Origin of the sequence: Amycolatopsis sp. FU40, assembly GCF_021903635.1 — a bacterium.
GTDB classification, from domain to species: Bacteria; Actinomycetota; Actinomycetes; order Mycobacteriales; family Pseudonocardiaceae; genus Amycolatopsis; species Amycolatopsis dendrobii.
In genome coordinates this window covers 5,814,862-5,839,616 of record NZ_CP091381.1, presented here as the reverse complement: position 1 = coordinate 5,839,616, position 24,755 = coordinate 5,814,862, and the positions used below count along the sequence as shown (strand labels likewise).

Annotated in this window: 27 protein-coding genes; 22 read left to right on the top strand and 5 right to left on the bottom strand. The window is 69.1% G+C overall.

The window, feature by feature from the left end; translation table 11 throughout:
* Positions 1 to 69: 69 nt before the first annotated feature.
* Entirely contained in the window at positions 70 to 2,094 is a 2,025-nt protein-coding gene (gene rho, locus L3Q65_RS27645) for a transcription termination factor Rho (protein ID WP_237597048.1), read from the top strand.
* Positions 2,095 to 2,254: 160 nt separating this feature from the next.
* On the opposite strand, the gene L3Q65_RS27640 is transcribed toward rho, so the two are convergent.
* Complete coding sequence (locus tag L3Q65_RS27640; protein ID WP_037817404.1) at positions 2,255 to 2,779, bottom strand: hypothetical protein; 525 nt, start codon at positions 2,777 to 2,779, stop codon at positions 2,255 to 2,257.
* 233 nt (positions 2,780 to 3,012) lie between these two features.
* Here L3Q65_RS27640 and rpmE point away from each other — a divergent pair, with 233 nt between their 5' ends.
* Positions 3,013 to 3,237, top strand: coding sequence for a 50S ribosomal protein L31 (gene rpmE, locus L3Q65_RS27635; protein WP_037364783.1), 225 nt, complete (start codon positions 3,013 to 3,015; stop codon positions 3,235 to 3,237).
* A gap of 81 nt (positions 3,238 to 3,318) precedes the next feature.
* The gene (gene prfA / locus L3Q65_RS27630) at positions 3,319 to 4,389 is read left to right on the top strand and encodes a peptide chain release factor 1 (protein ID WP_182890967.1); all 1,071 of its coding nucleotides are present in this window, start codon (positions 3,319 to 3,321) and stop codon (positions 4,387 to 4,389) included.
* 95 nt (positions 4,390 to 4,484) lie between these two features.
* Here the strand turns inward: prfA and L3Q65_RS27625 are convergent, their stop codons facing one another.
* Positions 4,485 to 5,258 (bottom strand): TIGR03619 family F420-dependent LLM class oxidoreductase, encoded by a 774-nt coding sequence (locus L3Q65_RS27625; RefSeq protein WP_237597047.1) that lies wholly within the window; start codon positions 5,256 to 5,258, stop codon positions 4,485 to 4,487.
* The gene (locus tag L3Q65_RS27620; RefSeq protein WP_237597046.1) at positions 5,255 to 5,992 is read right to left on the bottom strand and encodes an alpha/beta fold hydrolase; all 738 of its coding nucleotides are present in this window, start codon (positions 5,990 to 5,992) and stop codon (positions 5,255 to 5,257) included. Before L3Q65_RS27620 ends, L3Q65_RS27625 begins: the two co-directional genes overlap by 4 nt.
* A 56-nt stretch (positions 5,993 to 6,048) precedes the next feature.
* On the opposite strand from L3Q65_RS27620, the gene L3Q65_RS27615 reads away from it, so the two are divergent.
* The 18 genes from L3Q65_RS27615 (at position 6,049) to L3Q65_RS47400 (ending at position 21,971) form a co-directional block, all read left to right on the top strand.
* Complete coding sequence (locus L3Q65_RS27615; RefSeq protein WP_182890970.1) at positions 6,049 to 6,393, top strand: MerR family transcriptional regulator; 345 nt, start codon at positions 6,049 to 6,051, stop codon at positions 6,391 to 6,393.
* A gap of 75 nt (positions 6,394 to 6,468) precedes the next feature.
* Entirely contained in the window at positions 6,469 to 7,335 is an 867-nt protein-coding gene (gene prmC / locus L3Q65_RS27610) for a peptide chain release factor N(5)-glutamine methyltransferase (protein ID WP_037815384.1), read from the top strand.
* Between the two features lie 471 nt (positions 7,336 to 7,806).
* Positions 7,807 to 9,780 carry a M6 family metalloprotease domain-containing protein gene (locus L3Q65_RS27605; protein WP_237597045.1) on the top strand — a complete coding sequence of 658 codons (1,974 nt, stop codon included), beginning with the start codon at positions 7,807 to 7,809 and terminating at the stop codon, positions 9,778 to 9,780.
* Positions 9,781 to 9,895: 115 nt separating this feature from the next.
* Complete coding sequence (locus tag L3Q65_RS27600; RefSeq protein ID WP_182890971.1) at positions 9,896 to 11,092, top strand: hypothetical protein; 1,197 nt, start codon at positions 9,896 to 9,898, stop codon at positions 11,090 to 11,092.
* A gap of 141 nt (positions 11,093 to 11,233) precedes the next feature.
* Positions 11,234 to 11,884 (top strand): L-threonylcarbamoyladenylate synthase, encoded by a 651-nt coding sequence (locus L3Q65_RS27595; RefSeq protein ID WP_037815380.1) that lies wholly within the window; start codon positions 11,234 to 11,236, stop codon positions 11,882 to 11,884.
* Positions 11,885 to 11,975: 91 nt separating this feature from the next.
* Complete coding sequence (locus L3Q65_RS27590) at positions 11,976 to 13,133, top strand: glycosyltransferase family 4 protein (RefSeq protein ID WP_182890972.1); 1,158 nt, start codon at positions 11,976 to 11,978, stop codon at positions 13,131 to 13,133.
* A gap of 51 nt (positions 13,134 to 13,184) precedes the next feature.
* Positions 13,185 to 13,664 carry a hypothetical protein gene (locus tag L3Q65_RS27585; protein ID WP_182890973.1) on the top strand — a complete coding sequence of 160 codons (480 nt, stop codon included), beginning with the start codon at positions 13,185 to 13,187 and terminating at the stop codon, positions 13,662 to 13,664.
* A gap of 384 nt (positions 13,665 to 14,048) precedes the next feature.
* Positions 14,049 to 14,834, top strand: a complete 786-nt coding sequence (gene atpB / locus L3Q65_RS27580; protein WP_182890974.1) for a F0F1 ATP synthase subunit A — start codon at positions 14,049 to 14,051, stop codon at positions 14,832 to 14,834.
* A gap of 58 nt (positions 14,835 to 14,892) precedes the next feature.
* Complete coding sequence (locus L3Q65_RS27575) at positions 14,893 to 15,147, top strand: ATP F0F1 synthase subunit C (RefSeq protein WP_037815373.1); 255 nt, start codon at positions 14,893 to 14,895, stop codon at positions 15,145 to 15,147.
* 28 nt (positions 15,148 to 15,175) lie between these two features.
* On the top strand, positions 15,176 to 15,724 hold the full coding sequence (locus tag L3Q65_RS27570) for a F0F1 ATP synthase subunit B (RefSeq protein ID WP_182890975.1): 549 nt from the start codon (positions 15,176 to 15,178) through the stop codon (positions 15,722 to 15,724).
* Between the two features lie 6 nt (positions 15,725 to 15,730).
* Positions 15,731 to 16,555: a F0F1 ATP synthase subunit delta gene (locus L3Q65_RS27565; RefSeq protein ID WP_182890976.1), complete on the top strand. Its 825-nt coding sequence runs from the start codon at positions 15,731 to 15,733 to the stop codon at positions 16,553 to 16,555.
* Positions 16,556 to 16,609: 54 nt separating this feature from the next.
* Positions 16,610 to 18,247, top strand: coding sequence for a F0F1 ATP synthase subunit alpha (gene atpA, locus L3Q65_RS27560; protein ID WP_182890977.1), 1,638 nt, complete (start codon positions 16,610 to 16,612; stop codon positions 18,245 to 18,247).
* A gap of 11 nt (positions 18,248 to 18,258) precedes the next feature.
* Positions 18,259 to 19,191: a F0F1 ATP synthase subunit gamma gene (locus L3Q65_RS27555; protein ID WP_182890978.1), complete on the top strand. Its 933-nt coding sequence runs from the start codon at positions 18,259 to 18,261 to the stop codon at positions 19,189 to 19,191.
* On the top strand, positions 19,191 to 20,618 hold the full coding sequence (atpD, locus tag L3Q65_RS27550; RefSeq protein ID WP_182890979.1) for a F0F1 ATP synthase subunit beta: 1,428 nt from the start codon (positions 19,191 to 19,193) through the stop codon (positions 20,616 to 20,618). Before L3Q65_RS27555 ends, atpD begins: the two co-directional genes overlap by 1 nt.
* Before the next feature lie 114 nt (positions 20,619 to 20,732).
* Entirely contained in the window at positions 20,733 to 21,098 is a 366-nt protein-coding gene (locus tag L3Q65_RS27545) for a F0F1 ATP synthase subunit epsilon (RefSeq protein ID WP_237597044.1), read from the top strand.
* A gap of 27 nt (positions 21,099 to 21,125) precedes the next feature.
* Positions 21,126 to 21,560, top strand: a complete 435-nt coding sequence (locus L3Q65_RS27540; RefSeq protein WP_037815359.1) for a DUF2550 domain-containing protein — start codon at positions 21,126 to 21,128, stop codon at positions 21,558 to 21,560.
* An 89-nt stretch (positions 21,561 to 21,649) separates the two neighbouring features.
* Complete coding sequence (locus tag L3Q65_RS27535) at positions 21,650 to 21,820, top strand: hypothetical protein (protein ID WP_237597043.1); 171 nt, start codon at positions 21,650 to 21,652, stop codon at positions 21,818 to 21,820.
* A 28-nt stretch (positions 21,821 to 21,848) separates the two neighbouring features.
* Entirely contained in the window at positions 21,849 to 21,971 is a 123-nt protein-coding gene (locus L3Q65_RS47400; protein ID WP_255750910.1) for a hypothetical protein, read from the top strand.
* A 95-nt stretch (positions 21,972 to 22,066) separates the two neighbouring features.
* Here the strand turns inward: L3Q65_RS47400 and L3Q65_RS27530 are convergent, their stop codons facing one another.
* Together L3Q65_RS27530 and L3Q65_RS27525 are read right to left on the bottom strand one after the other, a co-directional pair.
* Positions 22,067 to 22,861, bottom strand: a complete 795-nt coding sequence (locus tag L3Q65_RS27530) for an alpha/beta fold hydrolase (protein ID WP_237597042.1) — start codon at positions 22,859 to 22,861, stop codon at positions 22,067 to 22,069.
* On the bottom strand, positions 22,843 to 23,409 hold the full coding sequence (locus L3Q65_RS27525) for a cob(I)yrinic acid a,c-diamide adenosyltransferase (protein ID WP_182890982.1): 567 nt from the start codon (positions 23,407 to 23,409) through the stop codon (positions 22,843 to 22,845). The genes L3Q65_RS27530 and L3Q65_RS27525 overlap by 19 nt, the downstream gene beginning before the upstream one ends.
* A gap of 61 nt (positions 23,410 to 23,470) precedes the next feature.
* Between L3Q65_RS27525 and murA the strand changes: the two genes are divergently transcribed.
* Positions 23,471 to 24,745: a UDP-N-acetylglucosamine 1-carboxyvinyltransferase gene (murA, locus tag L3Q65_RS27520; protein ID WP_182890983.1), complete on the top strand. Its 1,275-nt coding sequence runs from the start codon at positions 23,471 to 23,473 to the stop codon at positions 24,743 to 24,745.
* The last annotated feature ends 10 nt before the right edge of the window (positions 24,746 to 24,755 follow it).

Genomic DNA, 24,755 nt, shown 5'->3' with positions numbered 1-24,755 from the left:
GAAGCCGTCTCGCTACCGGCGGCAGTCCGCTGATCCACCTGGAACGTGGATCGGTCAGGAAGGACATGTGTGAGCAACACCGATCTGTTGAGCGGCGACGTGGAGACCCCCGCCGCGGCCGCTGAGACCAATGGGGCCGCGGCCGCTCCGAAGCGCCGCACCGGGGGCCTGTCCGGAATGGTCATCGCCGAGCTCCGCCAGCTGGCGGGCGAACTGGGTGTGGGCGAGACCACCGGCATGCGCAAAGGGGACCTGATCGCCGCGATCCGCGAGCGCCAGGGCAAGAGCAAGAAGCGCGCCGCCGTCCCGGCCGACACGCTGCCGCTCGACGGCGTCGAGCCGGTCAAGGCGGAGAAGGCCGAGAAGCCCGCCCGCCGGGCCAAGGCCGACGCGCCGAAGGCGGCCGAGGCTCCGAAGACCGAGGCGCCCAAGGCGGAGCCGAAGGCCGAGCAGGTCCAGGCGGAGGCCCCCAAGGCCGCCGGCGCCGAGGCCCCGAAGGCGGAGACCGCGCAGGACGGCAAGCCCGCCGCGCAGGAGCGCCCGGAGCGCCACGACCGTTCCGAGGGCCAGTCCGAGGGCCAGTCCGAGGAGGGCGGCCGCAACCGCCGCCGCCGCGGCGGCGCGAACCGCGGCGACGGCCAGCGCGACCAGCGCGGCGACCGCCAGGGCGGCAACCGGGACAATCGCGACGGCAACCGCGACAACCGCGACAACGGCCGCGACAACCGCGACGGCAACCGGGACAACCGCGGCGGCCAGGACAACCGGCAGGACCGCCAGGACAACCGGCAGCGGAACCAGCAGGACAACCGCGACAACCGGAACAACGGCCCCCAGGACGACGACGAGGAAGGCGGCCGCCGCGGGCGCCGCTTCCGCGACCGCCGCCGCCGGGGCAGCGGGGGCGGCCAGCGCGAAGGCGGCGCCCCGGACACCGAGATCCGCGAGGACGACGTCCTGCTGCCGGTCGCGGGCATCCTGGACGTGCTCGACAACTACGCGTTCGTGCGCACCTCGGGCTATCTGGCCGGGCCGAACGACGTGTACGTGTCGCTGTCGCTGGTCCGCAAGTTCGGCCTGCGCCGCGGCGACGCGATCACCGGTGTCGTGCGCCAGCCGCGCGAGGGCGAGCAGCAGCGGCAGAAGTTCAACCCGCTGGTGCGCGTCGACTCGATCAACGGCCTGGAGCCGGACGAGGCCAAGCGCCGTCCCGACTTCACCAAGCTGACCCCGCTGTACCCGAACGAGCGGCTGCGCCTCGAGACCGAGCCGCACAAGCTCACGACCCGCGTGATCGACCTGATCATGCCGGTCGGCAAGGGCCAGCGTGCGCTGATCGTGTCCCCGCCCAAGGCCGGCAAGACCACGATCATGCAGGACATCGCGAACGCGATCACCACGAACAACCCTGAGGCCCACCTCATGGTCGTGCTGGTCGACGAGCGTCCGGAAGAGGTCACCGACATGCAGCGGTCGGTGAAGGGCGAGGTCATCGCCTCCACCTTCGACCGCCCGCCGTCCGACCACACCTCGGTCGCCGAGCTGTCCATCGAACGGGCCAAGCGCCTGGTCGAAATGGGCCACGACGTGGTCGTCCTGCTCGACTCGATCACCCGTCTCGGCCGCGCGTACAACTTGGCCGCGCCCGCGTCCGGCCGGATCCTGTCCGGTGGTGTCGACTCGACCGCGCTGTACCCGCCGAAGCGGTTCCTCGGCGCCGCGCGCAACATCGAGAACGGCGGCTCGCTCACCATCTTCGCGACCGCGATGGTGGAGACCGGGTCCACGATGGACACGGTGATCTTCGAGGAGTTCAAGGGCACCGGCAACGCGGAGCTCAAGCTCGACCGCAAGATCTCCGAGCGCCGCGTGTTCCCGGCGGTGGACGTCAACCCGTCCGGCACCCGCAAGGAAGAGCTGCTGCTCTCGCCGGACGAGCTGGCCGTCACGCACAAGCTGCACCGCGTGCTGCACGCGCTGGACTCGCAGCAGGCCATCGACCTGCTGATCTCGCGGCTGCGCAAGACGAAGACCAACATCGAATTCCTGATGCAGGTCTCGAAGACCGCCCTTGGCGGCGGAGACGACGACTGAGTCTCGCCTCGACGCAGAACCGGCCCGCCCCCATGGTTTTCGGGGGCGGGCCGGTTCGCGTTGGTGGAGGTCCGTGAGGGGAACTTGCCCGGACTCTGAGTCCCCCAGGGTCCCCTCACGGACTTTTCTGCCGCACCGGGGAGGTGGCGCGGCAGAAAACTCAGTGGCGGGGGACGGCGGCCGGGGTCCAGCCGCGGTAGTTGTTGAAGTAGCTCGTGGAGCTGCCGTGGCCGATCTTGCCGCCGACGCTCGTGGCGTAGAAACCGCCGTTGCCGTCCGCGATGCCGACGTGGCCGTACGCGCTGATGTTCCAGTACACGAACGAACCGGCGGGCGGCTTGCCGCTGGTGTGCTTAGGGCTGGCCCCGTTCCAATGTGCGTTGGCGGACGCCCAGACCCCGGTGACGCCGTAGGAATTCTCCGCGGCCTTCTCGCAGTAGTGCTCCCACCCGGTGCTTCCGGCGTGCGCCTTGTACCAGGCGACCGCGCCGGCCGGGGTGCCGTCGCCCGCCCCGGTCAGATTCGCCTCGGACAGCTCCGAGAACGTTCCGGCAGCGGGGTTGACGTCCGCGGCGGTGATTCCGCCGGAAGCATTCGCGGCAGGCGCGAAGACCGCGGCGGAAGCGGCGAGCGCGAGCGCCGCGGCCGGCTTCGCGAGCCGGGTGAGCAGGTCGGTCGTGCGCATGTCCGGACCTCCAGTAAGTGAGCGATTCACGAACTCGGCCAGCTTCCCGTCAGCGGGTACAAAATCCGTACAATGCGAATGTCCTTCACTACCCACGGTCGCGACCGGCGGCGGAATACCTGGTCACCGGGGTGTGTTGAAGCCCTTGCCAGCACGTCTGGCAGAATGACCCGCTGAAGTCCGGCACCGGTTCACCCCGTACTGGGGACCCGGGGCCAACGAGAGAGGACACCATGAAGAGCGGTATTCACCCCGAATACGTGACCACGACCGTCACGTGCAACTGCGGGAACAGCTTCGTCACCCGCAGCACGAAGGAGTCGGGTCAGATCCACGTCGAGATCTGCTCCAACTGCCACCCCTTCTACACCGGCAAGCAGAAGATCATGGACACCGGTGGCCGGGTCGCCCGGTTCGAGAAGCGCTACGGCAAGCGGCAGAAGACCGACGCCAAGTAGCTCGTTCGACGGCGCCCACCCGCACGCCCGGGTGGGCGCCGTTGTTCTGTCCGGACCTGTTCGCGAGAGGGAGACGGCGAAGTGGATTCGAGTTCGCTCAAGGGGCTGCTCGACGAGCACGCACAGCTGGAACAGCAGCTCGCCGACCCCGCGGTGCATGCCGACCAGGCCAGGGCCCGCAAACTGGGCCGCCGCTACGCCGAGCTGAGCCCGGTCGTGCGCGCGGTGCGCGAGCTGGACCAGACCCGCGACGACCTGTCCGCGGCCAAGGAACTCGCGGCCGAGGACGCGGCGTTCGCCGCCGAGGCCGAAGAGCTGACGGCGAAAATCCCGCAGCTCGAAGCGAAACTCACCGAACTGCTGCTGCCGCGCGACCCGTACGACGGCTCCGACGTCGTCATGGAGATCAAATCCGGCGAAGGCGGCGAGGAATCCGCGCTGTTCGCCGGCGACCTGCTGCGGATGTACCTGCGCTACGCCGAGCGGCACAACTGGAAGGCCGAGGTGCTCGACTCGACCGAGTCGGACCTTGGCGGCTACAAGGACGTCACGCTGTCGCTCAAGAGCAAGACCGCGGACGTCGAAGGAGTCTGGGCGAGGCTGAAGTTCGAGGGCGGCGTGCACCGGGTGCAGCGCGTGCCCGCGACCGAATCGCAGGGCCGCATCCACACGTCGGCGTCCGGCGTGCTGATCTACCCGGAACCGGAAGAGGTCGAGGTCGAAATCGACCCGAACGACCTGCGCATCGACGTGTTCCGGTCTTCTGGCCCCGGCGGGCAGAGCGTCAACACCACCGACTCGGCGGTGCGGATCACCCACCTGCCGACCGGGATCGTCGTGTCGTGCCAGAACGAGAAATCGCAGATTCAGAACCGCGCGCGGGCGCTGCAGGTGCTGCAGGCCCGGCTGCAGCAGGTCGCCGAGGAAGAGGCGGCGGCGAAGGCCTCGGACGCGCGCCGTTCACAGGTCCGGACGGTCGACCGCTCGGAGCGGGTGCGGACGTACAACTTCCCGGAGAACCGGATTTCCGACCACCGGGTGAACTACAAGGCGTACAACCTGGACCAGGTCCTGGACGGGGAACTGGACGGGGTGCTGGACGCACTGGCGTCGGCCGACCGCGAGGAGCGGCTCGCCGCTCAGTCGGGCTGACCCGCACCGAAATCGGTGCCAGCCCTAGTAATCTGAGCGGCGCGCTGTCCGTCCACAATGGAATCGGCGGCTGCGGTTCTCCTCGGGTCAGGCACTCACGAGGTCGCCGCGGCGAAGGCTGTCATCCGCTCCTCGTATCCCTTGTCATCCCCGAAATGCACGGCCACCGCGTCCGCCCCGGCGTCCCGGTACGCACGGTAGATCTCGACGGCTGTTTCTTCGTCGTACTGCTGCCGGGCGATCCGCCGCACGCGCCGCTCCGGATCGAGCTGGTCCAGCTTCGCGACCCGTTCCGCGAAAGCCTCCGGCGAGAGACCCGCGCTGAGCCACTGGTCCCCGGCGCGGACCGCCCGGCGCAGCGCGACCGTCGAATTCCCGCCGACCAGAATCGGGATCCGGCCCTCCGGCCGCGGCGCGAAATAGCCGCCGGACCGGCCTCGTCCAGTGGTGAAAAGCCGGTCCAGCAACGAAAGCGTCTCGTCCAGCGTCGCACCGCGGCGAGGGAAATCCGCGCCGATCTCCGCGAACTCCGGCTCGTTCCATCCCGCGCCGACGCCCAGCATCAGCCGGTGCCCGGACAGCCGGTCGATCGTCGCGGCCTGTTTGGCCAGCAGATGCGGTTCGCGCAGCGGCGCGATCACCACGGACGTGCCCAGTTGCACGCGTCCGGTCGCCGCGGCCAGGTAGGCGAGCGTCGCCAGCGGCTCGTACACGCCGCCGAAGACCTCGCCGAACGGTTCCGGCGGCAGCACGTGATCCGGCAGCCAAACGGATTCGTACCCCAGTTCCTCGGCCAGCCGGGCTAGCTCGGCGAGGCGGCGCGGAGTCAGGTCGGGCGATTCGTTCGGCAGGACCACCTGGCGGCTCATGACAGCACCTTCCGAATAGCGGTGAGCCAGGCTTCCGGCGCTTCCTCGCCGATACCGTGCCCGGAGGCGATTTCGGCCAGCTCCGCACCGGGAATCCCGTCGGCCAGCTCCTGCGAATGCCTCGGCGGCACCAGGGAGTCCAGCGTCGTGGCGATCACCAGCGTCGGGACGGCGATCGACGCCAGTTCCGCCCGGGTGTCGGTATTCCGCACCAGTTCGACCTGGTACGCCGTGCCTGCGGGCACCGATTCGGCCAGCCCGGCGATCGCCGCGGTGAGCTGCTCCGGCGTCAGCGTGGCGAGGAAAGGCTCGCTGACGGCGGTCAGCATCAGGTACTTGGCGAGCAGGATGCGGTCGCCCTTCAGCAGCTCCGCCCACAGATCCAGCGCCAGCTCCATCCGCGCGTCCGGCCGGGCGAACCCCGCGGTCAGGATGAGGCCGCTCACGCGCTCGGGGTGCCGGGTGGCCACGCGGACCGCGACGGCCGTGCCGAGCGAGTAGCCGAGCACGGTGAACTTCTCGACCCCGGCGTCGACGGCAGTCGCGACCAGTCCGTCGGCCAGTTCGTCGAGCGTGCCGCCCGCGACCGGGTAATCGGCTCCGACCACGGTGTGCGTACGGGCGAGGTCGTCCAGCAGGGGCCCGAAATTGGCGGTCACGCCGCCGCCCGCGCCGTGGGCGAGCAGCAGGCCGGGGCCTTGTCCCGCGACGAGGGGCGCGAAATGTTCTGTCATGTTCGCGACGTTAAGGATTGACACCAGTGTGAAGGCCAGAAGCAGGGGAAAATCGGATGCTGATCGGCGAACTCGCGCAGCGCACCGGCGTCGCGCCGCGGCTGCTGCGGTACTACGGCGAACAGGGGCTGCTGGCCTCGACGCGCAACACGAGCGGGTACCGGGTGTACGACGAGGAGGCCGTCGTCCGGGTGTGCCAGATCCGGAAACTGCTGGCCGCGGGCCTGACCACGGAGATGATCGCCGGGATGCTCGACTGCGCGAGCGGACCCGCCGCGCATCTCGACCTGTGCCCCGAACTGGTGCGCAGGCTGCGCGGGGAACTGGCCGAAGTCGACCGCCGGATCGGGGATCTCGCCCAGCGGCGCGAAGTCCTGTCCGGGTATCTCGGCCAGGCGTGACGTCCGCGCGGCCGGGGGTCGATACGCTGGGCAGCACCCCCGCCGGGGGCAGTTTCGACGAGTGAAGGACGACCAGTGAATCGGCAGCCGCTGCGCCTGGCCATCATGGAGGCCACCCGGATCCTCACCGAGGCGGGCGTGGAATCGCCGCGGTCGGACGCGGATCTCATCGCCGCGCACGTGCTCGGCGTCGAACGGGGCAGGCTGCCGATGGTGCCGCTGGTCGACCCGCCGGTGATCGACGCGATCGGCCAGCTGGTCGCGCAGCGCGCGAAACGGATCCCGCTGCAGTACCTGACCGGATGGGCCGCGCTCGGCAACATCACAGTCAACGTCGGCGCGGGCGTATTCGTCCCGCGCCCGGAAACCGAACTGCTGCTCGAATGGGGCGTGAAGTTCCTCCAGGGCCGCGAATACCCGGTGGTGGTCGACCTGTGCACCGGCTCCGGCGCGCTGGCGCTGGCGCTCGCGCACGAACGCCCGGACGCGGTGGTCTACGCGGTCGACGTCGACCCGCAGGCGCTCGCCTGGGCCCGGCACAACGCCGACGTGCACACCGCGGCGGGCAATACCCCGATCCGGCTCTACTCCGGCGACATCGCCGACCCGACGATGTTCGCCGAACTCGACGGTCTCGTCGACCTGGTGCTCTGCAACCCGCCGTACGTGCCCGAGGGCACGCCGGTCCCCCCGGAGGTCGGCGAACACGACCCGGCCCGCGCGGTCTTCGCGGAGGAAAGCGGCCTGGCAGTGATCCGGCACGCGATCGCGGCTGGCGCGCGGTTGCTGCGCCCCGGCGGCGGACTGGCGATCGAACACGACGACACGCACGGTTCGGCCGTGCCCGCGCTGGTCCGGGCACGCCGGGTGCTGACCGGGGTGGAGGACCATCCCGACTACAGCGGAAGAGCGCGGTTCGTCACCGCTCGCCGGCTGGGCTGAGGCCCGCTTCGCTCAGGTTCGCTCAGGGGCCGTGAAGGACTCCTTGAGGGAAGCCAAGTCCGTGAAGGGCCCCTTCATGGCTGCGGGCGTCCGTGAGGGACTCCTTGCGGGACCTAGATTCCCGCAAGGAGCCCTTCACGGCCCTCGCCCCTGCCCGGACGTGTGTGCATGACCTGCGGGCGTCCGTGCGGGGACCCCTGACGGAATCTGGGTCCCTCAAGGAGCCCTTCACAGACCTCCCGCGGCGCCACTCACCCGGCAGCACTGCGCCATTCGCACCTTTGCGCTCGTCCTGCCCGACTTTCGTCGTGCGGCAGCGGGGTGGATTTCGTTCGCTCGCCTAACGATCACCGTTAGCGTCAGGCCTCGGGACCGCCGGGCGGACCGGCGGAGAAGTGAGGAGCGAGGATGAGATCCCCCTTACCCCGCCGGAATCACCGCACCCGGACCACCCGCACGAGGGCCACCCGCATGAGGGCCGGTCGCCTCGCCGTCGTCGCGACGGTCGCGGCGCTGGCTCCCGCGTTGCTCGCCGGGACCGCCGCGGCCGATCCGCTCGTCCAGGGCTGGCCCGCGCCGCTCGATTCCGCGCGCTGGGCCGACCAGGCGAGCATGACCTGGCAGGACTACCGTCACGTCCCCGGCACGAACTGGGCCGACCCGTCGCTGCAACCGACCGTGCGCAAGTTCAAGGGCGCCGTCGTGCTCGCCGACTACCCGGACGCGGACTTCGTCGTCACGAAGCCGCCGCATTCGACCGTCTTCGGCAATCCGTCGCCGTCGGCGAGCAATCTGCCGCGCGAAAAAGTCGCGCAGCACTACCAGGATTTCCTCAACAAACCCGAAACCCTGAACCACGGCCACACCATCAACGAGTACTGGATGGAGGACTCCGGCGGCCGGTTCGGCGTCGACCTCACCGCGTTCGGCCCCTACCGGATGCCGGGCAAATCCTTCGAGTACGGCATGGAAATGCAGCCGCAGGACTGCCCGGCGAACGCCGACTGCACCCGGGACCTGCGCAAGGACGCGGGCGACGCGTGGCGCGCCGACGTCGGTCCGGTGGCCGACCAGTTCGACTTCATCTTCTTCCTCTCCGCGGGACAGGACGAAAGCTCGACGTGGCAGGAATTCGGCGAGATGAAGTTCGGCTCGAAAGAGAACGTGCCCGCCGAATTCGGCCCGCCGGGCAGCAAACCGGGCGAGCAGAACTGGGCGCACACGCGGTACGTGCCGTGGACGTCGTGGGCCTCGGCGTCGACCATCTGGCCCAACGCGGCCAACGGATCCTCGACGCAGGCGGAAAGCTCCGGCCAGGGCGTGTTCGCGCACGAGTTCAGCCACATCCTGGGCATCGGCGACAACTACAACAACCCATTCGGCGATCCGCCCCGGCGGTCTTACACCGGACCGTGGGAAATGTTGTCGCGCGGCAGTTTCAACGGCCCCGGCGGCCCGCACACGCGCTGGCAGATCCCGGCCACCGAAGGCGGTTCGATGGGCGCGCACCACATGCTGCGCAACAAACTCAAGCTCGGCATCGTCGATCCGAAGTCCGTCCTGAACCTCGACCGCAACCAGCTCGCCACGACCGGTCCGGTCACCGCTCGCGTGACCGCCCGGGAGGCGGTGCCGCAGCAGGGCGCGTACGCGGGCATCACGATCGCGCTCACCGGCGGTGACCGTTCACCCAAGTGCGATCCGGCGAAGGATCCGAAGTGTGACGGCGGCGGGTACGACCACTACAGCGTCGAGGTCGTCGACCGGATGGGTTCGGACTCGTTCGCCCCGGACTCCGGCGTCCTCCTGGCGAAGACCAAGAGCCGCGACGCCGCGCCGTTCGAATGGATCGTCGACGCGAACCCGCAGGACATCAATCTGACCGACTACGTCCGCCCGGACGGCACTCCGGTCAAGATCACCGTCGGCGACTACCGGCAGCTCAACGACGCCACGTTCAAGGCGGGCACTGGTGCCTCCAGCGGTTACGAGTACACCGACGAGGCCAACCGGTTGCGGTTCCTCGTCACCGACCTCGACCGGGACAGCCGTGGCGTGCTGTCGTACACAGTCACCGTCGCGTCGCTCGACGGCGCCGGACCGCAGACGCGCGGCGCGTGGTTGTGGCCCGCCCTGCCCGCGTTCACCCGCGGCGGCCTCGCTACCTGCGACTTCCGCCTGTCGAACCAGGGTTCGGCACGCGGCGCGGCAGCCCCGTACGACCAGGACACCTACCGGCTGACCGCGTCCACGGACACCCGCGGCTGGGAGGTCCGGCTCCCGAACGCGTTGGCCACCGCCAAATTCGGCGGCTCGACGCAAATCCAGGCGTACGCGAAACGCTCGGCAGGCGCGCCGCACACTGCTCGCGTGCGGCTGACCGCGACGTCGATCGCCGACCCGGCGAAGACCACGACGACGGCCTGCACCGCGATCGGGTTCTGAGCCAAGGAAAGGCGCCATCCGCCCGAACGGCGGATGGCGCCTTTCCACTGGGTTGCCCTCCACCGAGCGACCCCCTACCTTGGGGCGGCCGAACAATCAGACTTCTGGGGGAGTCATGTTCTTGCGTCATCGCATCACCGCCGGCTGCGCGGCTGTGCTCATCGCTGCCAGCGCGCTCACCGCGAGCGCGACCAGCGCGTCCGCCGCGGCCGGACCGACCACCCTTCCGGCCGGCGAATACACGCTGACCTCGGATTACCACAAGTACGACGCGGTCTACTCCGGCCTCGCGTCGAAGCTGCACACGGTGCCGGTGCACACCGTCATGGACAACGCGAACCACGACCGCAAACCGCTGCCCTCGACCTTCAACCCGGCCGGCCTCACCGGCGGATTCCGGTTCGACGACGGCGACAACGACGACTGCACCAACTACCCGCAGGGCATCACCACCAGCCGCGACGCGGTCGGCGGCGACAACGGCGGGAACTACGACGGGCACCAGCTCGTCGCGGTCAGCTGGTACACGCGCGATGCCTGCGGCGGCAAGCAGGTCCGCAGCCGGATCACGCTCGCCGACTGGGACGCGACGTACCCGAACAAGTACCGCAAGATCCTGCTCGTCGAACCGACCGGCACGAACGCCTCGCCGAACTACAAGGACATCCCGATCCACGCGGGCGGCGTCTCCTGGTACGGCGACTACCTCTACGTCGCCGACACCGGCGGCGGCATGCGGGTCTTCGACATGCGCAAGATCCTCGAGGTCAACTCGGGCGGAACGGCGGACCAGATCGGCCAGTCCGGCGGCCAGTACTACGCGCACAACTACCGCTACGTCCTGCCGCAGGTGGGCACGGTCGCCGCGCACACGACGTCCGGCACGAACCTGGCCTGGTCGAGCATCTCGCTGGACCGGGTCAGCAAGTCGATCGTGATGACCGAGTACACCTGCAAGGCCGACTGCACCGACTACCCGAACCGCGCCCCGCGCGCGGTGCGCTTCCCGTTCGCCTCGGGAGCGACGACGTTCGCCGCCTCGACGACGGCGAGCCAGGCGCTGAAGCTGCCCTGGTACAACCTCAACGGCGTCGCCTCCCACAACGGCCGCTGGTGGTTCAACTCCTCTGCGGCGAAGCAGCTCTACTACTGGACCCCGACCGCGGGCCCGGCCACGCACGCCTGGGTGAGCAGCGGGGAGAGCATCTCGTACTGGGAGGACCCGAAGGACGCGGACCTGCTGTGGTCGCTGCAGGAGGGCAAGGGGAACCGCAACGTGTTCGCGGTGAAGCAGGCCACCTACGGCGCCTGACCGAGGACTGTCCGTGAGGGGAACCCTGATGGAACCTGATTCCGCGAGGGTTCTCCTCACGTACCTCGACGGTGTCTGCCGCGGCCCGTCCAGTCTCGGGCCGCCCCGAGAACCCGGCCGCCGGGGGATAGGCTTCCCGGCATGAGTGCGGTCTACGACTGCGGCAAGCGCGAATCCCGAGCCGAAGGCCTGTCCGCGGCGGCCGCCGCGGTGCGGTCGAGCCGGCTGGTCGTCCTGCCGACGGACACGGTGTACGGCATCGGCGCCGACGCGTTCGACTCCGGAGCCGTCCAGGCGTTGCTGCGGGCGAAGAACCGCGGCCCGGACATGCCGGTCGGCGTTCTCGTCGGGTCTTGGTCCACTGTGGACGGTCTGGTGCTCGGCGTTCCGCCGCAGGCGCGGGCGCTCATCGAGGCGTTCTGGCCGGGCGATCTGTCGATCGTGCTGCCGCACGCGCCGAGTCTGCAGTGGAATCTCGGCAACTCCCGCGGCACGGTGATGCTGCGGATGCCGCTGCACCCGGTCGCGCTCGAGTTGCTCCGCGACGTCGGCCCGATGGCGGTGTCGAGCGCGAACGTCTCCGGGCGTTCGCCCGCTTCGACCGTCGAGGACGCGCAGGAGCAGCTCGGCGATTCGGTGTCGGTGTACCTCGACGGCGGATCGAGCGGGGAAACCGTGGCGTCGTCCATCGTGGACCTGACCGGCGACAAGCCGCTCGTGCTGCGCGAGGGAGCGGTCACCAAGGCCGCCATCGCCGAGGTGATCGGCGTCGCCGAGGAGACGCTGGACTGAGCCGGGGAAGTGACTGCCGTTCACCGGGGCCGCACGCGGGCGCGGTAGCGTGGCGCGGTGACTCCGACCTCCCGGCGGGCGTGACGCGGTCATGCCTGTAGTCCAAGGACTTCTCCCGATCCGGGAGTACCTGCTCGTCGCGCTGACCGCGACCGCGGTGACCTATCTGCTGACCGGCGTCGTGCGGCGCGTGGCCATCCGGATCGGCGCGATCGCCAACCCTCGCGCGCGCGACGTGCACGTCAAGCCGATCCCGCGGATGGGCGGCGTCGGCATCTACCTCGGGATCGCCGCCGCGATGGGCCTCGCGCACCAGCTTCCCGCGCTCAGCCACGGTTTCGACGTCTCCTACGACGCGGTCGGCGTGCTGCTCGCGGCGGGCGTTATCTCGCTCATCGGCATCCTGGACGACCGGTTCGAACTCGACGCGTGGACGAAGCTCGCCGGGCAGGTCATGTGCGCCGGCATCCTCGTCATCTTCGGCGTGCAGTGGGTGTCGTTCTGGGTGCCGTGGGGCGGCAACGGCGATTCCATCGGCTCGGTGCTGGTGCTGGACAAGAACCAGGGCGCGCTGCTGACCGTCGTCATGGTCGTGGTGATGGTCAACGCGATGAACTTCGTCGACGGCCTCGACGGGCTGGCGGGCGGGCTCGGCTTCATCGCCGCGGCGGCCACCTGCGTGTTCTCGTTCGGCCTGCTCGACAACGCGGGCGGCGACTTCGGCGCGTACCCGCCCGCGCTCATCGCGGCCGCGCTCGCCGGGGCCTGTCTCGGTTTCCTTCCGTACAACTTCCAGCCCGCCAAAATTTTCATGGGCGACTCCGGATCGATGATGATCGGGCTGATGCTCGCCGGGGCCACCACCTCGGCGAGCGGACGAGTCAACTACACCCGGTTCTCCGCATCGGACGCGCTCGCCCTGCTGTCCCCGCTGGTGGTCGTCGTGGCCGTGCTTTTCGTGCCGGTGCTCGACCTCGTGATGGCCGTCGTCCGGCGCACGCGGCGCGGGCAGAGCCCGTTCGCCGCCGACAAAATGCATCTGCACCACCGGCTGCTGGAAATCGGCCATTCGCAACGCCGCGCGGTGCTGCTGATCTATTTGTGGGCCGGAATTCTCTCTTTCGGAGCGGTCTCCATCACGATTTTCGACAGCCCGGTCGTGTTCTGGGCGATTGGCGCCGCACTCGTGGTCGCGGTGCTGGTTTCCCTGGTGCCGCGACTGCGTTCCCGGCACCGCCACGGCGTCTGAGTCCGCGGGCGGTCTATACTGGCGGGTCGAACCGAACGAGGAGCGATTGCAGTGAGCGACACCGAGACGCCCGAGACGTCCCAGGCACCGGCTCAGGCCAAAGCTCCGGAGAACCCGCACGCCGCTCCGGTGCGCCAGCTCGCGCGCTCCATGACGCGCGCCTCTCTGCTCTACACCCCGCCGTTCATCCTGGTCTGCATTGTGCTTTTCACCGTCCTCAACGGACTGCACGGCTTCCTCGGCGCACTGGTCGGCGGCGTGCTGGCGATGGTCGCCTCGCTGTCCACGCTGGGCATGATGAAGGTATCCGCCGGACAGGACCCGTCGCTGGTGATGCTCATCGCTCTCGGCGGTTACGCGGCGAAGGTCATCCTCCTGTTCCTCGCGCTCACTCTGCTCAAGGGCGTCACCGTGCTGCACCCGCTTTCGCTCGGGATCACGATGATCGTCGCCATTCTCGTGGCGGCCGCCGTGGAGTTCGCGACATTCCGCAAAGCGCGTATCCCGACCATCATTCCCGCCTCGAATTGACGGGTTCGGGACAAGGGTCCCAGCCGGATCCGGGACCTAGGTCCTGGACCGTTCGGCTGGTAAGGAGTACGCCTGTACGGCAGTGATTGACCTGCTGGTATGGTCCGCGTCATGGGTGGCGGCCTCGGCCGCGCACTCCCGACGACGAACCGCGATCAGCAGTGTGGCGACCGGATGGTTCCGCCTCTCTCAACGGCTGGTCCGAAGTAGACCGCAGGGCAGTGTTCACGCGAGACCTCCCTCGTGCGCGGACCGGCTTACTGGCTCCCGCACGGTGGGTACCGCCGCCTCCGGCGTCCCGATGCGTATCGGGTACGTTAAGTCCAGATCGTGACGATTCCCCCGGCGGAGTGAACGCCGGCCGGGAGAACCGGGAGGAGCCCAGTGGCCGCGCTGGTACTGACCGAGGGTGCGACCTTCGCGCCCCCTGGCGCCGAAAGCTTTGAGCTGCCGCCGTTGTTCGGCTTCGTCACGAAGCCGATGCTTCTGGTGGTCATCTCGGTGATCATCATCGCGGGGTACTTCCTGCTGGCGACGCGCAAGCTGAAGACCGTCCCGACCAAGGGCCAGTTCGTGGCCGAGGGCATCTACGACTTCGCGCGCAACAACATCGCCCGCGAGCAGATCGGCTCGAAAGACTTCCAGCGCTTCGTGCCGGTGATCTTCGCGTTGTTCACCTTCATCCTGCTGAACAACCTCTACGGGGTCATCCCGTTCCTGCAGTTCCCCACCATGGCGCGGTTCGGGTTCCCGATCGCGTTGTCGGTGCTCGTGGTCTACCCGATGTACCACTACGTCGGGATCAAGAAGCACGGGCTCGGCGGGTACTTCAAGAAGGAACTCGCTCCGGCCGGCGTCCCCGGCGCGGTGCTTCCGCTGTACGCGCTGATCGAGTTCGCGGAGAAGTTCTTCCTGAACCCGCTCACGCTCGCCATCCGTGTTTTCGCCGCCATGTTCGCGGGACACCTGATCCTGGCGGTCTTCACCCTCGGCGGCAGCTTCCTGCTGACCGAGACCTCGAGCATCGCGCTGAAGCCGGTGTCGCTGGTGGCGTGGATCTTCGCCATCGGCCTGACGTTCCTGGAAGCCTTCATCCAGTGCCTCCAGGCGTACATCTTCGCCCTGCTGTCCGCGGGGTACATCGGCGCCGCGCTGGCGTCGGAGCACTGAGAACACCTAAAGACCCCGATCCGCGTGAGTGCGCGGACCGAAGTGAAGGGAAACGCACGTGAGCAACATCGTTCTGGCCCAGCAGGCCGCCGAAGCCGTCAGCATCAACAAGGGCCTCGCCGCGATCGGCTACGGCCTGGGCGCGATCGGCCCCGGCATCGGTGTGGGCCTGATCTTCGCCGCGGTGATCAACGGCACCGCGCGCCAGCCGGAGGCCCAGAGCAAGCTCCAGGGCATCGGTTACGCCACCTTCGTGCTCACCGAGGTGCTGGCCCTGATCGGTATCGTCATCTACTTCATCGCCTCCGCCTGAGTCGTCCGCTCTCGCGTAAGGAGACGTTGTGCTGAAGACCGAAGCGGTACTCGCATCAGAGAACCCGATCGTTCCGGCGTGGCCGGAAGTGATCCTCGGCATCGTCGCCTTCCTGATCCTGCTGTTCATCCTCAAGAAGTACGTCGTTCCTCGTTTCGAGAAGGCGTACGAGGAGCGGGCGCAGAAGATCGAAGGCGGCATCGAGAGGGCCGAGAAGGCTCAGGCAGAGGCCGAGAAGGCGCTGTCGGAGTACAAGGCGCAGCTGGCGGACGCTCGTTCCGAAGCCGCGAAGATCCGCGACGACGCCCGGCTCGAAGCCGAGCAGATCAAGGCGGAGCTGCGGGAGCAGGCCGAGGCCGAATCCCAGCGGATCGTGGCGCAGGGCCACGCCCAGCTGCAGGCGCAGAAGGCGCAGATCGTCGCCGAGCTGCGGGCCGAAATGGGCCGCAACGCGGTCGAGCTGGCCGGCCGCATCGTCGGCGAGTCGCTCGAGGACGAGGCGCGCCGTCGCGGCACCGTCGACCGGTTCCTCGCGGAGCTGGACACCGCCGGGGCCACTAACGGAGCGGGGAAGTAACCAGAGATGACGCTGCATGCTGCGAGCCGTGAAGCGCTCGACCTCGCCGAGCGCTCGCTCGGCGAGGTGCTGGCCGGAGCGGGCGCCGATCCCGCGAAGGTCGGGGACGAGCTGCTCTCGGTCGTCGACCTCCTTGACCGCGAAATCGGCCTGCGCCGAGCGGTCGGCGATTCTTCGGTCGCTCCGGAGAGCCGCCAGGGCCTGGTCCGCCGCCTGTTCGACGGAAAGCTGAGCGAGCAGGCCCTGAAGGTGCTCGACACCGTGGCGGGCAGCCGCTGGTCCAGTCCCCGCGAGCTGGTGGACGGGCTCGAGTCGGTCGGCCGTTCGGCGCTGCTCACCGCCGCCGAAAAGGCCGGGAACATCGAAACCGTCGAGTCTCAGCTGTTCCAGGTCGCGCGGATCGTCGCGGGCGCCCCGGAACTCGAGGCGGCGCTGTCCGACCTGAGCGCTCCCGCCGACGCGAAGCGGACCCTGGTCCGCGGGCTGTTCGCGGACAAGGTCGACGCGGTCGTCGAGACCCTGGTCGAGCAGGCCGTGCGGCGCGCCAAGGGGCGCGGCGTCGGCAACGCGCTCGACAAGCTGGTCGCGCTGGCCGCCGAGCGGCGCGAGCGCTCGGTCGCGTACGTGACCTCGGCGAACGCGCTCACCGACGAGCAGCGGACCCTTCTCGGGACCAAGCTCGACGGCATCTACGGGCGGCCGATCGCGCTGCACGTCGAGATCGACCCGGCACTCGGCGGCGGACTCGTCGTCCGCGTCGGGGACGAGGTCATCGACGGCAGCACCTCCGGGCAGCTGGCGGCGGTGCGCCGCACGCTGAGCCGGGCCTGAGCGGCACAACAGACTTTGCACACTGGACAGAACAGAAGCGAGAGCGGGAACGAAATGGCGGAGCTGACGATCTCCTCGGACGAGATCGCCCACGCGATCGAGAATTACGTCTCGAGTTACGCCCCTTCGGTGGAGCGGGAAGAGGTCGGCGTCGTCGCCGACGCCGGCGACGGCATCGCCCACGTCGAGGGGCTGCCCTCGGCCATGGCCAACGAGCTGCTCGAGTTCCCGGGCGGCGTGCTGGGCGTGGCGCTGAACCTGGACGCGCGCGAGATCGGCGCCGCGATCCTCGGCGACTTCGAGAGCGTCGAAGAAGGCCAGCAGGTCAAGCGGACCGGCCAGGTCCTCTCGGTGCCGGTCGGCGACGGCTACCTCGGCCGCGTGGTCAACCCTCTCGGCCAGGCCATCGACGGCCTCGGCGAGATCGAGACCTCCGGCCGCCGCGCCCTGGAGCTCAAGGCCGCCTCGGTGGTCGAGCGCCAGCCGGTGACCGAGCCGCTGCAGACGGGCATCACCGCGATCGACTCGATGACCCCGATCGGCCGCGGCCAGCGCCAGCTGATCATCGGCGACCGCAAGACCGGCAAGACCGCGGTCGCGGTGGACACGATCATCAACCAGAAGGCCAACTGGGAGACCGGCGACCCGAAGAAGCAGGTTCGCTGCATCTACGTCGCGGTCGGCCAGAAGGGCTCCACGATCGCCTCGGTGAAGACGGCGCTCGAGGACGCGGGCGCGATGGAGTACACCACCATCGTCGCGGCCCCGGCCTCGGACTCGGCGGGCTTCAAGTGGATCGCCCCCTACACCGGCTCGGCCATCGGCCAGCACTGGATGTACGAGGGCAAGCACGTCCTCATCGTGTTCGACGACCTGACCAAGCAGGCGGACGCCTACCGCGCGATCTCGCTGCTGCTGCGCCGCCCGCCGGGCCGCGAGGCGTTCCCCGGCGACGTCTTCTACTTGCACTCCCGTCTCCTCGAGCGCTGCGCGAAGCTCTCGGACGAGCTGGGCGCCGGCTCGCTGACCGGCCTGCCGATCATCGAGACCAAGGCGAACGACGTGTCGGCCTACATCCCGACGAACGTCATCTCGATCACCGACGGCCAGTGCTTCTTCCAGTCGGACCTCTTCAACTCGGGCCAGCGCCCGGCCATCGACGTGGGCATCTCGGTGTCCCGAGTCGGCGGTGCCGCGCAGGTCAAGGCGATGAAGAACGTTTCGGGTTCGCTCCGCATCGACCTGTCGCAGTACCGCGAGCTGGAGGCGTTCGCCGCCTTCGCCTCGGACCTCGACGACGCGTCGAAGGCGCAGCTCGAGCGCGGCGCCCGGCTGTACGAGGTGCTCAAGCAGCCGCAGTACTCCCCGGTCCCGATCGAGGAGCAGGTCGCCACGGTGTTCCTGGGCACGGGCGGCTACTACGACTCGGTCCCGACCGAGGACGTGCGCCGGTTCAACCAGGAGCTGCTCGAGTCGACGCGGCGCAAGCACCCCGAGGTGCTGGGCGCGATCCGCGACACCGGCAAGTTCGAGGACGACACCCGCGACGCGCTGATCGCGGCGGTGAACGAGTTCAAGAAGGAGTTCACCACCTCCGAGGGCAAGCCGCTCGAGTCGAACGCCGACGCGATGGACGCCGAGAAGGTCGGGCAGGAGACCGTCAAGGTCAACAAGCCCGCTCCGAAGAAGTGAGCTGGTAGCCGATGGCCGCACAACTCCGGGAGCTTCGCTCTCGCATCAAGGCGACGAAGTCGATCAGCAAGATCACCAAGGCGATGGAGCTCACCGCCACCGCCCGGATCAGCAAGGCGCGGGCGAAGGTCACCGCTTCCCGGCCGTACGCGGAGGAAATCACCAAGGTCCTCTCCGCGCTGGCCGGCGCGGCGGCCAATCTCGACCACCCGATGCTGGTCGAGCGCGCGAACCCGAAGCGGGTCGCGGTGCTCGTCGTGACCAGCGACAAGGGGCAGTGCGGCGGTTACAACTCCAACGTGCTCCGGGCGACCGAGGAACTCCTCGCGCTGCTGCGGTCGGAGGGCAAGGAGCCCGAGGTCTACGTGACCGGCAACAAGGGGCTCGGCTACTACCGCTTCCGCGGCCGCGAGGTCGTCAGCAGCTGGACCGGGTTCTCCGACCGGCCGTCCTACACCGACGCGGTCGAGGCGGGCGAGACGCTGGTGAACCGGTTCCTCGCCGGCACGTCCGCGGGCGAGGGCGACGGTTCCGACGGGGTGGACGAGGTCCACGTCGTCTACACCGAGTTCGTGTCGATGCTGACGCAGCGGCCGGTGGCCAAGCGCGTCGCGCCGCTCGAGGTCGAGTACTCCGAGGGCGAGGACGAGAAGCCCGCCGGCCTGCTGCCGAGCTACGAGTTCGAGCCGAGCGCCGACAAGCTGCTCTCCGCGTTGCTGCCGAAGTACATCAACACCCGGCTCTACGCCGCGCTGCTGGAGTCGGCGGCGTCCGAGCTGGCGGCGCGCCGCACGGCGATGAAGGCCGCTTCGGACAACGCGAACGAACTGGTGAACACGCTGACGCGGGAGGCGAACCAGGCCCGGCAGGCGCAGATCACCCAGGAGATCTCCGAAATCGTCGGTGGCGCGAACGCGCTCACCGCAGCAGGAAGTGATGACTGATGACCAGTACTGAAGCCCCGCGCGCCAAGGGGCGCATCGTCTCGGTGACCGGGTCGGTCGTCGACGTCGAGTTCCCGCGCGGTTCCATCCCAGACCAGTTCAACGCGCTCAAGGTCGAGATCGAGTTCGAGCAGCTGCGCAAGACGGTGACCCTCGAGGTCGCGAGCCACCTCGGCGACAACCTGGTGCGCACGATTTCGCTGCAGCCGCAGGACGGTCTCGTCCGCGGCGCGGAGGTCACCGACACCGGCGGCCCGATCACCGTGCCGGTGGGCGACAAGGTCAAGGGCCACGTCTACAACGCGCTCGGCGAGTGCCTCGACGTGCCGGGCTACGGCGACGACCTCGAGCGCTGGGGCATCCACCGCAACCCGCCCGCCTTCGACCAGCTCGAGGGCAAGACGGAGATGCTGGAGACCGGCCTGAAGGTCGTCGACCTGCTGACCCCGTACGTGCAGGGCGGCAAGATCGGTCTGTTCGGCGGCGCGGGCGTGGGCAAGACGGTGCTGATCAAGGAAATGATCACCCGTGTCGCCCGGAACTTCGGCGGTACCTCGGTGTTCGCCGGCGTCGGCGAGCGCACCCGTGAGGGCAACGACCTCTTCCTGGAGATGTCCGAGGACGGCGTCATCAACGACACCGCCCTCGTGTTCGGCCAGATGGACGAGCCGCCGGGCACGCGTATGCGCGTCGCGCTGTCCGCGCTGACCATGGCGGAGTACTTCCGCGACGTCCAGAACCAGGACGTGCTGCTGTTCATCGACAACATCTTCCGGTTCACCCAGGCCGGTTCCGAGGTGTCGACCCTGCTGGGCCGCATGCCTTCGGCCGTGGGCTACCAGCCGACGCTGGCGGACGAGATGGGCCAGCTGCAGGAGCGGATCACCTCGACCCGGGGTCGTTCGATCACCTCGATGCAGGCGATCTACGTGCCCGCGGACGACTACACCGACCCGGCCCCGGCGACGACGTTCGCCCACCTGGACGCCACCACGGAGCTTTCCCGCGGCGTGTTCCAGAAGGGCATCTTCCCGGCGGTGGACCCGCTGGCGTCGACGTCGACCATCCTCGACCCGGCGATCGTCGGCGAGGACCACTACCGCGTCGCCTCCGAGGTCATCCGGATCCTGCAGAAGTACAAGGAGCTGCAGGACATCATCGCGATCTTCGGCATGGACGAGCTTCCCGAAGAGGACAAGCTCACCGTGCAGCGGGCGCGCCGGATCGAGCGGTTCCTGTCCCAGAACATGCTGGTGGCCGAGGCCTTCACGCAGATCCCGGGCTCCACGGTGCCGCTGGCCGAGACCATCGAGTCGTTCGACCGCATCACCAAGGGCGACTTCGACCACTACCCGGAGCAGGCGTTCCTGGGTATCGGCGGGCTCGAGGACCTCGAGAAGAAGTACCACGAGATCACCGGCAAGTGAGTGCGTGAGACCGGCGGGGGCACTGTCCATTGTGGACATCGGCCCCCGCCGTTCTCGTAACCGAAGCAAGACCTATTACACTCGGTGGTGACACCCCGAGCGAAGGAGTGCTACGTGGCTGAGATGTCCGTGGAGCTGGTTGCCGTCGAGCGCCGGCTCTGGTCGGGTACCGCCACCTTCGTGGTGGCGCAGACCACCGAGGGCGAGATCGGCATCATGCCCGGACACGAGCCGGTGCTGGGCCAGCTCGTCGAGGGTGGCGTGGTGAAGGTGAACACGACGGACGGCGACGTGCTGACCGCCGCGGTGCACGGCGGATTCCTGTCCGTCACCGCGACCGGCGTGAGCGTGCTCGCGGAGAGTGCCGAACTGTCCGACGAAATCGACGTGGCCGCCGCGAAGGCAGCCCTCAGCGCCGGCGACGAGGCCGAGCGGACAAGGGCCACGGCCCAGCTCCGCGCGGCTGGACAGTCGGTCTGAGCGGACTAGACGGGCAGGAGCCGGGCCGTGCAGATCGCTGTGGTGGTGCTAGTGCTCCTGATCGTGCTCGTCGTCGTGGTCGGCTGGTACGGCCAGCGGTGGATCCGGATGCGCCGCGGCGGCGGCGTGAGCGTGGCGCTGCGGTGGCGTCCGGACAGCCCGCGGTCGAGCTGGCATCTCGGCCTCGGCCGGTACGAGGGCGAGAAGTTCGTCTGGTATCGCGTGTGGAGCCTGCGCACCGGCCCGGATCGCGTGTTCCAGCGCGAAAGCATGCAGATCGCCGACCGGCGGGATCCGTCCGGTTCCGAGGCGTACGCGGTGCCTGAGGGCTCGACGGTGCTGCGATGCGAGTCCTCGGACCAGGAAGCGATCGAGATCGCGATGGGACCGGGTGCGCTGACCGGGTTCCTGTCGTGGCTCGAATCGGCTCCGCCGGGGCGAAGGCTGCCGCGAGCGTCGTGAGTTTTCAGCCGGGCCCGCCACCGTGGATGCGGTGGCGGGCCCGGTTTTTGCTTCTCGTGCGGCAGGTCGGCCGGGGCTACGCTGGACGCATGGACGCCCGAGAACGGGAAGATCGCGCCCGCCGCTGGCAGACCCTGCCGGAACCGGTGCGGCTCAAGCACCTCACCGCCGCCCAGGCTGTCGAGCCGGGCCGGGATTCGACGTGGGACGTGGATTACGAGCGGTACTGGGCCGCGCACGAGGCCGGCTGGGCCCGGTAGTCAGAGCCGTCGGGTGACGGAGCGGACGATGTCCGTGAACCGTGCGGGTTGCTCGCCGGGCACGTTGTGCCCGCTGTCCACCCGGACGACCTGGACGTCGTTGACCAGCGAGGCGATCCGCCGCGCGTCCTCGGCGTCGATCGCCCCCTGAAGAACGCCGTCCTCGCCGTACTTCCAGTTCGCGTGGACGAGAATCGCGGGAACCTCGATCTTGCGCAGCGTCGCCTCGTGGTCGAAGCCCTCGTCTCACGCGCTGGTGTAGAACGCGTCGCCGAAACGCGGGTCGTAGAGCTCGATCGCGCGCTGCATGTCGTTCCAGCTCGGCGGCATGAAGAACAGCGTGATCGGCCGGTCCGGATGCTTGGACCGCTGCTTGAGCCCGGAGCGGATGATGCGTTCCGCGCCGTCGCCGAAGAAGTCCCACAGTTTCTGGTGCGCGAAGAGATAAGCGCCCCAGTCGGATTCGCCGGACTCCAGATACGTGTGGCAGGCCGTGGCGAGGTCGACCCAGTTCCAGGTCTTCTCCGCCCGCGGCAGCAGAGTGGTGAACAGCGGCGGGTCCTCCAGCACGACCGCCCTCACCAGATCCGGCCGGTTGCCGGCGAGCCAGGCCGCCAGCTGGCCGCCCGACGAATGCCCGGACACGACGACCCGCGCGCCGATGACCTCCTCGACGAACCGGGCCAGGTCGGCGCCGACCGCTGCCGCCGTGTACTTCTCCGGCGTCCGCGCGGACTGGCCGTGCCCGTGGACGTCGACCGCGTAGACCGTGAAGTCCCGCGCCAGGTCCGGCAGCACGCGCGCGTAGCTCTGCCAGTCGACGGCCTGGCCGTGGATCAGCAGCAGCGGCGGCTTGGCACCCGCCGGGCCTTGGGCGTAGTGCAGCTTCGAGCCGTTGACCACCACGTCGTGTTCGGTGAACCCGGCCCGCCGGGTACGGGCCAGTGCCCAGCTGTACGTCTTGAGGTTGCGAGCCGCCCAGCCGCCGGCGGCGAGGACTGCCGCGGCGGGAACGGAGGCGATCAGCCGCCCGGCTGCCACAGTACGTCGCCTTCCGGATTGGCCAGCCGGGCGAGGATGAACAGCAGGTCCGAAAGCCGGTTGAGGTACTTGGCCGCGATCGGGTTCGAGGTGTCCGGCTCGGCCTCCATCAGCGCCCACGCGGACCGTTCCGCGCGGCGGGAGACCGTGCGCGCCTGGTGCAGGAACGCCGCGCCAGGGGTGCCGCCGGGAAGGATGAACGACGTGAGCTTCGGCAGCCGCTCGTTGAACTCGTCGCACCAGCCTTCGAGCCGTTCCAGGTACGCCTCGGTGATGCGCAGCGGCTCGTACGGCGGGTCTTCCTGGATCGGCAGGCACAGGTCCGCGCCGACGTCGAAGAGGTCGTTCTGGATCCGGCGCAGCACGGCGGCGATCTCGTCGGAGAGCCCGCCGAGCGCGATCGCCAGGCCGAGCACGGAATTGGCCTCGTCGGTGTCGGCGTAGGCGGACAGCCGGGCCGAAGTCTTGGGCACCCGGGAACCGTCGCCGAGCGCGGTCGTGCCGCTGTCGCCGACCTTCGTGTAGACCCGGTTGATACGAACCACCATACGTTCGACTCTACCGGCCCGGGTTCGGGCAAAACTGGGCGAGAGGGCATGATTGGCGGCCATGAGCGAGCACTTCGACGTGCATGGCGGAGCCCGGCTGGTCGGCGAGGTCGACGTGGTCGGCGCCAAGAACAGCGTGCTGAAACTGATGGCCGCGGCACTGCTGGCCGAAGGCACCACGACCATCACGAACTGCCCGCAGATCCTGGACGTCCCGCTGATGGGCGACGTCCTGCGCAGCGTTGGCTGCGAGGTGGAGATCGAGGGCGACACGGCGCGCATCACGACGCCCGCGGAGCTGTCGCATCGCGCCGATTCGGCGGCGATGGGCAAGCTGCGCGCCTCGGTGTGCGTGCTGGGCCCGCTGGTCGGCAGGCTGAAGCAGGCGGTCGTCGCGCTGCCCGGCGGCGACGCGATCGGCCAGCGTCCGCTGGACATGCACCAGAACGGCCTCCGCAAGCTCGGCGCGACGAGCACCATCGAGCACGGCTGCGTCGTCGCGAAGGCCGAAACGCTGGTGGGCACCCAGATCTGGCTGGACTTCCCGAGCGTCGGCGCGACCGAGAACATCCTGATGGCGGCTGTGCTGGCCGAGGGCACGACGGTGATCGACAACGCCGCCCGCGAGCCGGAAATCGCCGACATCTGCACGATGCTGACCGAGATGGGCGCGAAGATCGAGGGCGCGGGCACCTCGACCCTCACCGTCCACGGCGTCGAGGCGCTGCACCCGACCGAACACCGCGTGATCGGCGACCGCATCGTCGGCGCGACCTGGGCGTTCGCCGCCGCGATGACCCGCGGCGACCTGACCGTGCGCGGCGTGAACCCGCACCACCTCGACCTGGTCCTGGACAAGCTCCGCCTGGCCGGCGCGGAGGTGACCACCTACGACGACAAGGGTTTCCGGATCGTCCAGCCGGAACGCCCCAAAGCGGTCGACTGGGTGACGCTGCCGTACCCCGGTTTCGCCACCGACCTGCAGCCGTTCGCGGTCGCGCTGTCAGCGGTGTCCGAGGGCACGTCGATGATCACGGAAAACGTCTACGAGGCGCGGTTCCGGTTCATCGAGGAGATGATCCGGCTGTCCGGCGACGCCCGCACGGACGGCCACCACGCGGTGGTCCGGGGCGTGGAGAAGCTGTCGAGCGCGCCGGTGTGGGCGTCGGACATCCGCGCCGGGGCCGGGCTGGTGCTGGCCGGGCTGTGCGCGGACGGCGTGACTGAGGTGTGGGACGTGTTCCACATCGACCGCGGGTACCCGCATTTCGTGGAGAACTTGAACCGGCTGGGTGCGCGGATCGAGCGGGTGACGGGGGAGCCGGAGCGGGCGTAGACAAGGTCCG